Genomic DNA, 11,758 nt, shown 5'->3' on the forward strand with positions numbered 1-11,758 from the left:
GTAAAGCAGCGGCGGCAGCGATATCTGGGGGTTGGGCTGGTCGGGCTGGCGGATGGCCGGTCGGCCAAGCAGATGCAGGCCTTCCGCCAGGTCGATCCGGCCGTAGTGGACGCCATGCGAGGGGCGATCGCCGAGACGGCCGACGCATCGTCGAGGACGATCGGCTTCATCATCTGGCGGACGAAGCAGATCCTGTCCGGCCGGGAGGAGCCCGCTGACGTTGAGCTGCCGTCACGGGCCACGCTCTACCGGTTGTTCGACAAACTCGCCACCGGCACCCACGCCATCGGGTCGGCCCGCGCCCGCCGCTCGATCGCGGCACGGCCGACCGGGCCGTTCGGCGAAGTGCCGGCCAGTGCGCCCGGGGAGCTCATGCAGATCGATTCCACGCCGATGGATGTGCTGGTGCGGCTGGATGACGGCGTGGCCGAGAAGGTCGAGCTGACGGCCATGGTCGACATTGCCACCAGGTCGATCACCGCGGCGGTGCTGCGGCCCTCAATTAAGGCCGCGGACGCCGCCGCGTTGCTGGCTCGCAGTGTTACCCCGGAGGCGATGCGTCCGGGCTGGGCGGAAGCTCTGCGGATGTCCCGGTCAGCGTTGCCGCACCGGCGACTGCTGAGCATCGACGAGCGCCTGGAGCACGCGGCTGCCCGCCCGGTGATTGTGCCGGAGACGATCGTCTGCGACCACGGAAGCGTGTTCATTTCGCACGCGTTCAGGTCGTCCTGCCGTTACCTGGGCATCAACCTGCAGCCGGCGCACAAGGCGACGCCGACCGACAAGGGCACGATCGAGAAGACCCTGGGCTCCGTGGCCACGTTGTTCGCTCAATTCGTCGCGGGATACACCGGCTCGACGACGGACCGCCGGGGCCGCGGCCTGGAAGACGGGCCGCTGTGGTCGCTGCCCGAACTTCAGAACCTTCTCGACGAGTGGATCATTGCCGTCTGGCAAACGAGGCCCCACGACTCGCTGCGCGACCCGGACGCACCGGGGCGGGCCTTCTCGCCGAACGACAAGTACGCGACGCTGCTTGAATCCTGCGGATACGTGCCAGTGCCGCTCGGCGGTGAGGACTACGTCGAGTTGCTGCCCGAGCGCTGGCAGGCGATCAACGCCTACGGGATCCGTATCAAGCACCGCACCTACGACAGCCCTGAGTTGAACCCGTTGCGCCGCCAGAGCTCGGGGGTGACGGCGAAGAAGGGTCTGTGGGAGGTCCACTACGACCCCTACGACGTGTCCCGGATCTGGGTACGCGACATGCGCGCTGATCGGTGGATCACCGTGTTCTGGAAGCACCTGCACCGCGTCGGAGTCCCCTTCGGTGAGCTGGCCTGGGATCACGCTCGCGCCCAGGTCCCCGGCGGCACCGAGGAACAGATCGCGGATGCGGCCGCGGCCCTACTGCGGCGGGCCCACGAGGGTCCCGCTGCGGAGAAGGTCCCTCCGGCCAAGCGTTCACGCCGCGAGCGTCGCGTCGCCGCTCGTACTCGTGCCACCTCGACCGACCGCCCGGTCCCCGATCCGCCCGCCAACGACCCCGAATGCAACGAGGAGTCGGAGACCGAGCTCGCCGATGTCATCCCGCTGGGTCTGTTCGACCCGCTCGCCAATCCCTGGAGGCGACCATGACCCTTTCCGTCCCAGCGGCCGGACCCACGACAGTGCAGGAGGCCGACGCCGAGGCGAACCGACAGCTGACCACTCTGGCCGGGTGGCGGAGGTTCGTCGACGGACCGCCCCCGCCTCCGGGCCGACTGTCCCCAGGACAGTTGAAGCAGTTGTCACCGACCGAGCAGGACCTTCACGACGAGGACCGCCTCGACCATCACGCCCGGATGCTCACGGTCTCCACGTCGTTCGTGGAGAAGACACGGATCTGCGGCCGTCGCCTGGTCCTGCTGAACCGGCACGCGATCAGCGCCCGCCGCGGGCTGATGGTCTCGGGCCTTCCAGGCACCGGCAAGACCAGCGCCATCGCCCAACTCGGCCGTGCTCACGAACTTCTCGACCGGGCCCGTCACCCGACGATCTCGGAGCGAATTCCGGTTCTCTACATCACGGTTCCGCCTGCTGCGACCGCCCGCATGGTCGCGGCGGAGTTCGCCCGGTTCCTGGGACTTCCGGTCCGCCCCCGGTCGAACATGACCGACATCATCGAGGCCGTTGTGGGGGTCTGCACCGACACCCGCACCGGTCTCGTGCTCGTCGACGAGATCCACAACATCTCGCAGAGGACCCAGGCTGGCGCCGAGGTCTCCGACACCTTGAAGTACTTCTCCGAGCGCATCCCCGCCACCTTCGTCTATGCGGGGATCGACTTGGAGACCAGTGAACTGCTGGTCGGCACGCGAGGCGCTCAGATCGCGGGCCGCTTCACCCTCGTCCCCACCGGCCCGTTCCCCTACGGCGACGAATGGAAAGGGCTGATCGCGACCATGGAAGAGACTCTCATCCTGCACGACCATCCCCCGCGCAGCCTGGTCAAACTGGACCGCTACCTGCACAACCGCACCGACGGGATGATCGGAGCCCTGTCCCACGCCATCCGGGGCGCCGCGATCGACGCGATCCTCAACGGCACCGAGCGCGTCACCAAGGAAGGCCTCGATGCCATCCCCCTGGATCACGCCGCGGAATCCGTTCGTCCCGCTCGAAAGCCGACCAGGCAGCGATGATCGATATCCCTCCTCCCCGCCTGCCGATCTACGTTCGCCCGGCCGACGACGACACCGTCGACTCCTACATCCGGCGCCTGGCGCACGCCAACCATCTCCCGCCCGCTGATCTGCGCTCCCACCTCTGCGCGGTGGGCTCCGTCGGCCCGCCCCTCGTCGAGAAAGTGGCCGCGGTCACGGGACGCCCCCTTGCTGACCTGCAACGAGCACTGATTGACACGCGATGCGGCAACTGTTTCCAGCCCTTGCGCTCGCGGAGGGTCAAGGGCCGACCCGCACGATGGTGTTCCGACCGCTGCCGCCTGTTCGCCCGCCGGAAGCGCGTCCCGCTCTCGCCTCGGGGCGCCCGCCGGCACACCGTCCACAGAGCGCCCTGCGCCCACTGCGGCAGCGTCGTCGAACGCAACCGCCCTTTTCGCTGGTGTTCCGAACCTTGCAGGCAAGCCTCCTACGAAGCCCGGTGGGTCAGGGGGCAGTGCGGACACTGCGGGCAGGATCTGCAGCACAAGACAAGCTCCTCGCGCGGAAGTCGATGCCACCCGGTGTGGTGTTCCCGTATTTGCCGCGCCGCGGCCCATCGTGAACGCCTCAGAGCCCTCCCCGACCTTCTCCATCTGCGGGAACGCGACGAGTAGTGCCACCGAGACAGCCGCTTCCGCGCACCGTCGCCCTCTTTCACAACGAGACCCTGGACTCCTTCCTCCACAGGCTCGCCGCCGCCAACCACCTTCCGGCCGACCAGTTGCTGCCCCTCTTGGAGATCCGCCGCACCAAGAAGACCCCGGCCAACAGGCTCCTTGAGCCTCTCGCCGCCGCGGCCGGAGTCCGCCAACGCGCCCTGGAACTGGCCCTGCCCGAATTCCTCGACACCGATGCCGACTCCGACGCTATCGACAAGCCCGGCGCCATCGGCCGTCCGCGCTCAGCCCTGCACACCGCCATCCAGCGTCCCGCCTGCCGCCGTTGCACCCACGCCGCAGGCATCACCATGACCGTGACCTGCTGGACCACTCATGACCGCAACGTCTGTCTCCGCCACCGCCTCTGGATCGGCAACGGCATCGCCAACGCCGACGAGCAAGTCGACGTCAGCAGGCTCCCCGACACGCTACGAGCCCAAAGACACCACCGAAATCTGGTGGCCCGCCACGGCCGCCGCTGGGTTCGCAACGCCTATCCGGATGCGCGAAAGATGTACTTCGCCTGGCTGCAGCAGTCCGCTGACCCGTTCGATCTGCTCGACACTGCACGCCGCATCCTCACCGACGGCACCGGGAAATCTCCCTCTCCCGACCTGACGCTCACGATGGTCTTCCACCCTCAAGTCGTGACGCTCGCCGGACTACTCGCCGGCCGGGAGTGGGAACGCCGCGCTGTCACCACGGGCCACGTCACCTGGCTCGTCGAGCAGATCACCGTCCGCAACATCCTTCTCGGCTACGTCCCCAAGGACCGCAAGGACCCCCTGATCCAATGGGTTGAGCAGCATTTCTCCACCCACAAGTTCGTCGCCTTCCACCGAAGCCCGAGGATCTACGACGCGTTCTTCCCTCGCGAAACGATCCCGCCACCGCGCAAGCCCGATGAAGCCGACGCGGAAACACGGTGGAGCCCGTTCCACCCCTACTACCGCTGCTGAGCCTGAGTACAGCCTGCTCACATTCCGAGCGACGGGGCCTTGGGTTCACCCTGGCGGTCCTGCCAGGGCCTTGATGGCGGGGCGGAGCAACGCAGCGATGTGATCCGCAGGGGCCTCACGAAGCGCGGCCAAGCCGAGGAGCTGGTGGCCTATGGTCACGCCCAGCAACGCGGTGACAACCAGTGCGGCGCGCAGTTCGGGATCCTCGGAAGCGGGCAGGGCGGCACCGACGCTGTCGATCTGCCGGCCGAGAGCGGCACGGACGTGATCGGCTGCTGCCTGGTCGGTGAGCATCGACCGCATCATCGCCAGCGTGCCCTCGGGAAGACCGCCGAGCTTGAGACCGAGCGAGGCCAGCAACTGATCGACGAGCTCGTCGGCATCAGTGACCGTCAGCGGGGCGGGCAACGCCTGCACGGCTTGGCTGAACAGCTCCCGTTTCGAGCCGAAGTACTGCATGACCAGAGCCGGATCGACGCTCGCCGCGGCCGCCACGGCGCGGATGGTGGTGCGCTCGAATCCCTTCTCAGCGAACAGCTCCCGGGCGCTGTCGAGGATGCGTACCTCGGTCGCTCGGCGGCGGTCGGCGCGGGACTGGCGAGGAGTGGACACCGATTCACTCTACAGCCGTTGACCGAACTTCCAGCCGACCCTACCGTGAGTGGGTCAACAAGTGTTGAGCGAATGGAATGACCCCGTGTCACATCTGGATACACCTGCCGTTCGCACCCCTCACGAGGTGCTGACCTGCTACTACCAAGCCATGCTCGACAAGTCGCCAGACGATCTCGCCGATCTCTACGCCATCGATGCGGTGCACGAGTTCCCGTTCATCTCACCCGGCTTCCCCGCATGCTTCGAGGGTCGTGAGGCCGTGCGCGCCGGCTACCGGGCGGTCTGGGGCGCAAGCCCCGCCAAGGTGCAGGAGGTCAGGAGGATCGCGGCCCACGAGACCGCCGATCCCAAAGTGATCATCGCCGAGCATGTCGTGGTGGGAACGCTGCCGCCCAAGGCCAACACGTTCACCGTCCCCGGCCTCCTGATACTCCACGTCCGCAACGGACTGATCACACGCGTCCGCGACTACATGGACGGCTCAGGAGTCGCCAGCGCCAGGGCCTGACGGCCCGACCAGTACAGCGGCAGCCCAACCTGGGACCGGGCAGCACCCAGCCTGTTCGGTCCCGGCCCCCGAGATTTGTCTCAACGAACCAAGTCCCCGCGTCTCACCCAATCCAGTCCCCGCAGATCAGCGAGGCGCGGACGACTAACTTCGTTGAGACAGGACACCGGCCGACCGAACCGGGCCAGCGCCCGCGAATTGGCCTTGGCCTGCGGCTTCGTGGGAGCCCTAGCGTCGGGGCATGAGGATCCGAATCGTCGACGCCTTCACCGATCGCCCCTTCTCCGGCAACCCGGCCGGGGTCCTGCTCCTGCCCGGCGCGGACGCCTTCCCGGACGACACCTGGCTGCAGAACGTCGCCCTGGAGGTCAACCACGCCGAGACGGCCTTCGCCCACCCGCTCCACGGGGGCGCCGAGGCGGACTGGGCACTGCGCTGGTTCACACCGGCCGCCGAGGTCGCGATGTGCGGCCACGCGACCCTCGCCACCGCCCACGTCCTGCACACGACCGGCGCACACACGGGCCCGGTGCGGTTCGCCACCCGCAGCGGCGTCCTCGTCGCCACGCCCGCCGCGGACGGCTCCGTCACGCTGGACTTCCCGACGGCCCCGCTCACCCGCGCCGACCCGCCCCGCGGCCTCGCCGAGGCCCTGGGCGCCGAGCCGCTCACGGTCCTCGACACCGGCCCGAACATCGGCGACCTGCTCGTCGAGGTCGCCGACGAGAAGACGGTGCACGGCCTCCGTCCCGACCTGAGAGCCCTCACAGCCCACTCCGAGCGCGGCGTCATCGCCACCGCCCGCGCCGAGGACCCGGCCCGGGGCTACGACTTCGTCTCGCGCTGCTTCTTCCCGAACGTCGGCATCGACGAGGACCCGGTGACGGGCAGCGCCCACACCGCACTCGCCCCGTTCTGGTCCGAGCGCCTGGGCCGCCCCGGCCTCACCGGCCTCCAGGCCTCACCGCGCTCCGGCCGCGTCCGCACGGAGTTGCGCGGCGACCGCACCCTGCTGACCGGCACGGCGGTCACCGTCATCGAGGGCGACCTCCTGGCCTGAGACGCATGACGGGGCGTACGACCCCGTACGCCCCTGCCCGCCTCACGTCACGCCGTCGGCAGCCAGCCCACCTTGCCCGCCAGCAGCGCGTATCCGACGAACGCCCCGATGTCGAGCAGTGAGTGGGCGACCACGAGCGGGCCGACGCGCCCCCAGCGGCGGAAGAGGTAGACGAAGACGACGCCCATGACCATGTTGCCGACGAAGCCGCCGATGCCCTGGTAGAGGTGGTAGGAGCCGCGCAGAACGGAACTGCCGACCAGAGCCGCCGTCGGGGTCCACCCCAGCTGGCCCATGCGGCGCAGCAGGTAGCCGACGACGATCACTTCCTCCAGCACGGCGTTCTGGATCGCCGAGAGGATCAGCACGGGGTATTTCCACCACACCCCCGGCAGCGCCTCGGGCACCACGGTGAGGTTGAAGCCGAGGCCGCGGGCCGCGAGGTAGAAGGCGATACCGGAGCTGCCGATGACCGCCGCGATCGCCGCCCCGCGACCCAGGTCGGGCCAGGGGCGGGTGCGGTCGAAGCCGATCGTGCGCAGGCTCGCGCCCTCCCGCAGCAGGAAGTGCGCGACGAGCGCGACGGGGACGAGCGCCGTGGTGATCCCGAAGAGCTGCCAGGCGAGGTCGAGCCAGGGCCGACCGGGCGCCGCCGAGGCGTTCATCGTGGCCGCCTGGTCCCTGAGGCCGCCCGGCTTGGTGACCGACCCGATGAAGCTGATCAGCGCGGACACTCCGCTCGCGCCCAGCGACAGCGCGAGGACCAGCAGCGTCTCGGTGCGGAGCATCCGCCGTGAGAGCCCCTGCTGGGGAATGGAATCGCCCACCGGGCTCGCCTCCGCCTGCACACCTGCCTCCACTTCACCGACCTGTCGGATCAGTATGGCGGCAGCGGGATCTCACCCGTCGGCGACGTCAGCCCAGCGACGCCGGCTCAGGCAGTCCCACCGGCCAGGTGTGCACCGGGTCGCCCTTGTGCATCAGCTCGCGGTAGCGCCGGGTCGTGGCGGCCAGCGCGTCGTTCCGGGAGAGGCCGGCGTCCAGTGCCGTGTGGAACGTGGCGGCCTGCCAGCTCGCCCCGTTCACCCGGCGCCGGCACCGCTCCTCGATCACGCCCAGGTACAGATCGCGGTCGGCCGGCTCGACTCCCCAGGCGTCCAGCCCGGCCTCGGCGAGTGGCAGCAGCTCGTCGCGGATCAGGTTCACCGCGTCGACCTCGGCGGTGCCGCTGTACCGGCCACGCCGGGGCCAGGTGAAGCGGGCCTCGATGCCGTCCTTGCACGCGGCGTCGAAGTTGGCGGCGGCCGCCTCGAACGGCAGCCGGGTCCACACCGGCCGAGGCTCCTCGGCCAGGGCCCGGACGACCCCGTAGAAGAAGGCCGCGTTCGCGATGACGTCGATGACGGTGGGCCCGGCCGGCAGGACGCGGTTCTCCACGCGCAGGTGCGGGACGCCGTCGGCGATGCCGTAGACCGGGCGGTTCCAGCGGTAGATCGTGCCGTTGTGCAGGACGAGTTCGGCGAGCGACGGCGTGCCGCCCTGGTCGAGCACCTTCAGCGGGTCCTCGTCGTCGCAGATCGGCAGCAGGGCCGGGTAGTAGCGCAGGTTCTCCTCGAAGAGGTCGTGCGCCGAGGTGACCCAGCGCTCCCCGAACCAGGTGCGCGGCCGGACGCCCTGGGCCTGGAGCTCGGGCGGGCGGGTGTCGGTGGACTGCTGGAACAGCGGGGGCCGCGACTCACGCCAGAGCTCGCGGCCGAAGAGGAAGGGCGAGTTGGCGCCGACGGCGATCTGCGCGGCGGCGACCGCCTGGGCGGCATTCCACACGTCGGCGAAGCGGGCCGGGGTGACCTGGAGGTGCAGTTGCACCGAGGTGCAGGCGGCCTCCGGCGCGATGGACTTCGAGGTGCAGCTCAGGTGCTCCACGCCGTCGATGTCGAGGGTGAACTCCTCGCCGCGGGCGGCCACGATCTGGTCGTTGAGGAGGGTGTACCGGTCGACGTCGGACAGGTTCGACGACACCAGGTCGTCACGGTCGAGAGTCGGCAGAATACCGATCATCACAATACCCGCGTCGACCTCGCCGGCTTTTCGGTCGGCATATGCCAGCGACGTACGGAGTTCCTCCGCGAGACGGTCGAATACCCGGCCCGCAAGACGATGTGGGGGAATGTTCACTTCTAGGTTGAACATGGCGAGTTCTGTTTGGAAGTCGCGGCTCGCGATGCGTTCGAGGACTTGCCCGTTCAACATTTTCGGCATGCCGTCGGCACCTGCGAGATTCAATTCGATCTCCAGCCCCATGAGGTTCTTGGGGCGATCGAACCGCTGCTCCGCCAGGAGTCGCTCCAAGCCCGTCAGACACTGACGCAGCTTGTCGCGGTAGCGCTGGCGATCGGACAGGTCGAACCGGCCTGCCGCGACCTTCTCCCCCATCGAAGCGTCCCTCCTCGGATGATGCGGGCCGGGATCCCGCTGCCGGGGCCCCGGTCAGGTGGAGGATGCCCAGCGAATGCGATCGATAACGTCCCGGGCGGAACCAACGCCCGCTACGCTGGTCACGTGTGACCGGTGGCACATTCACTCGGCATGTCGCACAGGAGCGGGTATCGCCTCCCTGGAACTCGTGAAAAACGCCGACGAGAATGGGCCGACCGGTTCGCGGACATGCACCGAGGTCATCGCAGTGCACCCCCGCGTGAAATCGGGATAATTCTCGCGTATCGCCGACCGAATGTACCCTTGTTCTACTCACCGGAAACGGCTAGACGAAACACAGCCTGAACCCGTGTCGTATAAACTCCGCGAACAAGGCAGAAGGTTGGCGCCCACGGTCGATGGGTCCTGCCGTCGAGGCGACGCGGACCCCACCCCTCTCTCGTTCTCATGACCCCGGCCCCTGCCTCTCTGACCCTCGTGAGCTGACAGCGCCGTCCGCCCCCGCCCTCGCGCCACCGTGCCTTTGAATGAGAGGCGACCCACCATGCCGCTGCATGTCCCGCCGGCTCCCGCGCCCGCACTCCGTTCCGTCCTCCATGCGCTCTCCTCACCCACCGCGGTCCGCGAAGCCCGAACTCCCTCCCTGCTCGGCACCCAGGGACCCGCCACACCCGAGCTCCCCCTGCCCGTGCACGTTCTCGACCACGTCACGGCCGAGGGCGCGTCCGCGACCCGGCTGGCCGGGTGGCGCTTCCTGATCCGCTGCGGCGACCGCGCCGTGGCCGCGGCGGAAACCATGCTGACTCCCGACGGCTGGACGTTCTCGCACTTCTTCGAGGGCCCGTACATCACCTCCACCGAGCGTGCCCTGCGCCAGGCGGAGACGATGCCGCAGCCGTACCAGCCCCGCCTGCTGTCGGTGCCCGGCCTGTACATGCTGACGCTCTGGCTGCACGAGGACTGCACCGCGGACGGTGCCACCGGCCACCCCGCCGCCACCGACCTGCTTGTCCCGCTGGCGCCGGCGCCTCCCGGCATCGCGGCCCACCGCCCGCACCGCGTCGCCGAACTCCTCCCGGTGCTGACCCACCGGGCGGCTCCCATCAGACTGCTCGGCTCGCCCGCCTGAAGCACCGCACAGTTCCGAAGATCCCGTCGTCGAATTCCGGCGGCGGGGTCTCGCATTTACCAGCCGGTCGATCGCGGACCGCTCGCACGATCGCTTTACCGCTCACAGGATCGCTCGTACGAGCATGCATTGGCTCGTACGAGCCGAAAAGGTGGTCGGCTCGAGCGGACTAGCCCTATCCGGTCAGTGCGAACCACCCGAAGGGACAGTGCAGTTGGGATGAACCGTCCGCGCGGGGGATGCGTCATCAACCTGTGAGAAGCGGTGCCGCGAAATCCCTGCGGATTGACGCCCGTGGGGCAACACTGGGTTCCGACGACTTATCACAACGGGGGGCGGCCATGAACGACACTTCTAGCCGCGGAACAGACACGACATCCGGCTCAGCCGACGCAATCCCATCGTCCATCTCGACCCAGCGAAAGATCCCACCCATGTGCCAGCACCAGACCCAGTGCCCCTCAGCCGACTCCGCCGACCGGGAATCCGCCCGCCTCGTGGCGCACCACCCGGAACAGGGATGGAGCCTGCTGTGCAACGGCGTGGTGCTCTTCGAGGACACCGGCGAGCTGCTGCCGGACGGCCGGGCCATCGCCCCGCACCGTCCGCTGGCCGGCCAGGTGATGACGGCCGCCTGAGGCCGTTCGGCGGGATGACGCCCCGTCGGCAGACATGAGGGGCCGGCCGCAGGAAACCCTGCGCACCGGCCCCGACGCATGTCCGGCGGTCGTCACTTTCCGTCACCCGCTGCCACGTCCCGTTCCCCTCTCGCACGCCTTCCCACGGATGCCCGTTTTCCGGAAGACTCCTGGAAGTTTCGCGGTCACCCGTCGACGGAGGTGGGGCAAGTGGGAGCACGTGGGGCCGACGCCGAGGGCAAGGTCACGATCACGGAGATCGCCCGGCAGGCCGGTGTGTCGGTGCCAACGGTGTCCCGGGTCGTCAACGGCCGCTCCGACGTCTCGCCGCAGACCCGGGCCCGGGTCGAGGACCTGCTGCGCCGGCACGGCTACCGCAAGCGCCCCGCGGCCCCGGGCACCCGTGCCGCCCTGCTCGACCTGGTCTTCGACGACCTCGACAGCCCCTGGGCCGTGGAGATCATCCGCGGGGTCGAGGAGGTCGCGCACGCCGCCGGGGTCGGCACGGTGGTGTCGGCCATCCACGGGCGTTCCGGCGACGCCCGCGAGTGGATGCGCAACCTGCGGGCCCGTGCCTCCGACGGCGTCATCCTCGTGACGTCCGCCCTGGATCCGATGCTGCACGAGGAGCTGAAGATCCTCGGGGTGCCCCTGGTGATCATCGACCCAGCGGGCTCCCCCGCCCTGGACGCCCCCACGATCGGCGCCGCGAACTGGTCGGGCGGCATGGCGGCCACCGAGCATCTGCTGTCCCTCGGCCACCGCCGGATCGGCATGATCGCCGGCCCGTCCCGTCTGCTGTGCTCCAGGGCCCGCCTGGACGGCTACCGCGCGGCCCTCGAGGGCGCCGGCATCACGATGGACCCGACCCTCGTCGTCCCCGGCGACTTCCACCCCGAGTCCGGCTTCACCGCCTGCACCACCCTGCTCGACCTGCCGGAGCCGCCGACCGCGCTGTTCGCGGCCAGCGACCGGATGGCACTCGGCGCGATCGAGGCACTGCGCCGGCGCGGCCTGCGGCCGTACGGCACGGTGGCCTGCGGCGGCCT

Annotated in this window: 11 protein-coding genes; 8 read left to right on the top strand and 3 right to left on the bottom strand. The window is 69.2% G+C overall.

The window, feature by feature from the left end; translation table 11 throughout:
* From ABZ281_RS17715 to ABZ281_RS17725, 3 genes are all read left to right on the top strand, one after another.
* A partial coding sequence (locus ABZ281_RS17715) for a transposase (RefSeq protein WP_356656462.1) occupies positions 1–1,638 on the top strand: 1,638 nt, incomplete at its 5' end.
* Positions 1,635–2,684: a TniB family NTP-binding protein gene (locus ABZ281_RS17720; protein ID WP_356656464.1), complete on the top strand. Its 1,050-nt coding sequence runs from the start codon at positions 1,635–1,637 to the stop codon at positions 2,682–2,684. The genes ABZ281_RS17715 and ABZ281_RS17720, both read left to right, overlap by 4 nt.
* A 634-nt stretch (positions 2,685–3,318) precedes the next feature.
* Positions 3,319–4,323 carry a TniQ family protein gene (locus ABZ281_RS17725; RefSeq protein ID WP_356656466.1) on the top strand — a complete coding sequence of 335 codons (1,005 nt, stop codon included), beginning with the start codon at positions 3,319–3,321 and terminating at the stop codon, positions 4,321–4,323.
* 45 nt (positions 4,324–4,368) lie between these two features.
* Here the strand turns inward: ABZ281_RS17725 and ABZ281_RS17730 are convergent, their stop codons facing one another.
* Positions 4,369–4,935, bottom strand: coding sequence for a TetR family transcriptional regulator (locus ABZ281_RS17730; protein WP_356656468.1), 567 nt, complete (start codon positions 4,933–4,935; stop codon positions 4,369–4,371).
* An 85-nt stretch (positions 4,936–5,020) separates the two neighbouring features.
* Here ABZ281_RS17730 and ABZ281_RS17735 point away from each other — a divergent pair, with 85 nt between their 5' ends.
* A complete protein-coding gene (locus ABZ281_RS17735; protein ID WP_356656470.1) occupies positions 5,021–5,446 on the top strand; it encodes a nuclear transport factor 2 family protein in 426 nt (141 codons plus the stop codon).
* 241 nt (positions 5,447–5,687) lie between these two features.
* Positions 5,688–6,506 (top strand): PhzF family phenazine biosynthesis protein, encoded by an 819-nt coding sequence (locus ABZ281_RS17740; RefSeq protein ID WP_356656472.1) that lies wholly within the window; start codon positions 5,688–5,690, stop codon positions 6,504–6,506.
* Between the two features lie 47 nt (positions 6,507–6,553).
* Here ABZ281_RS17740 and ABZ281_RS17745 read toward each other — a convergent pair whose 3' ends face one another.
* Both ABZ281_RS17745 and ABZ281_RS17750 read right to left on the bottom strand, forming a co-directional pair.
* A complete protein-coding gene (locus ABZ281_RS17745; protein WP_356656474.1) occupies positions 6,554–7,354 on the bottom strand; it encodes a type II CAAX endopeptidase family protein in 801 nt (266 codons plus the stop codon).
* A gap of 67 nt (positions 7,355–7,421) precedes the next feature.
* Positions 7,422–8,939 carry a glutamate--cysteine ligase gene (locus ABZ281_RS17750; RefSeq protein ID WP_356656476.1) on the bottom strand — a complete coding sequence of 506 codons (1,518 nt, stop codon included), beginning with the start codon at positions 8,937–8,939 and terminating at the stop codon, positions 7,422–7,424.
* Between the two features lie 547 nt (positions 8,940–9,486).
* Here ABZ281_RS17750 and ABZ281_RS17755 point away from each other — a divergent pair.
* The 3 genes from ABZ281_RS17755 to ABZ281_RS17765 form a co-directional block, all read left to right on the top strand.
* Positions 9,487–10,071, top strand: a complete 585-nt coding sequence (locus tag ABZ281_RS17755; RefSeq protein ID WP_356656478.1) for a hypothetical protein — start codon at positions 9,487–9,489, stop codon at positions 10,069–10,071.
* A 434-nt stretch (positions 10,072–10,505) separates the two neighbouring features.
* Positions 10,506–10,709 carry a DUF5999 family protein gene (locus ABZ281_RS17760; RefSeq protein ID WP_030835828.1) on the top strand — a complete coding sequence of 68 codons (204 nt, stop codon included), beginning with the start codon at positions 10,506–10,508 and terminating at the stop codon, positions 10,707–10,709.
* A 210-nt stretch (positions 10,710–10,919) separates the two neighbouring features.
* Positions 10,920–11,758 (top strand): LacI family DNA-binding transcriptional regulator (locus ABZ281_RS17765; protein ID WP_356656480.1); only part of this gene is annotated, 839 nt, incomplete at its 3' end.

Source organism: Streptomyces sp. NPDC006265, assembly GCF_040613555.1.
Lineage (GTDB): Bacteria > Actinomycetota > Actinomycetes > Streptomycetales > Streptomycetaceae > Streptomyces.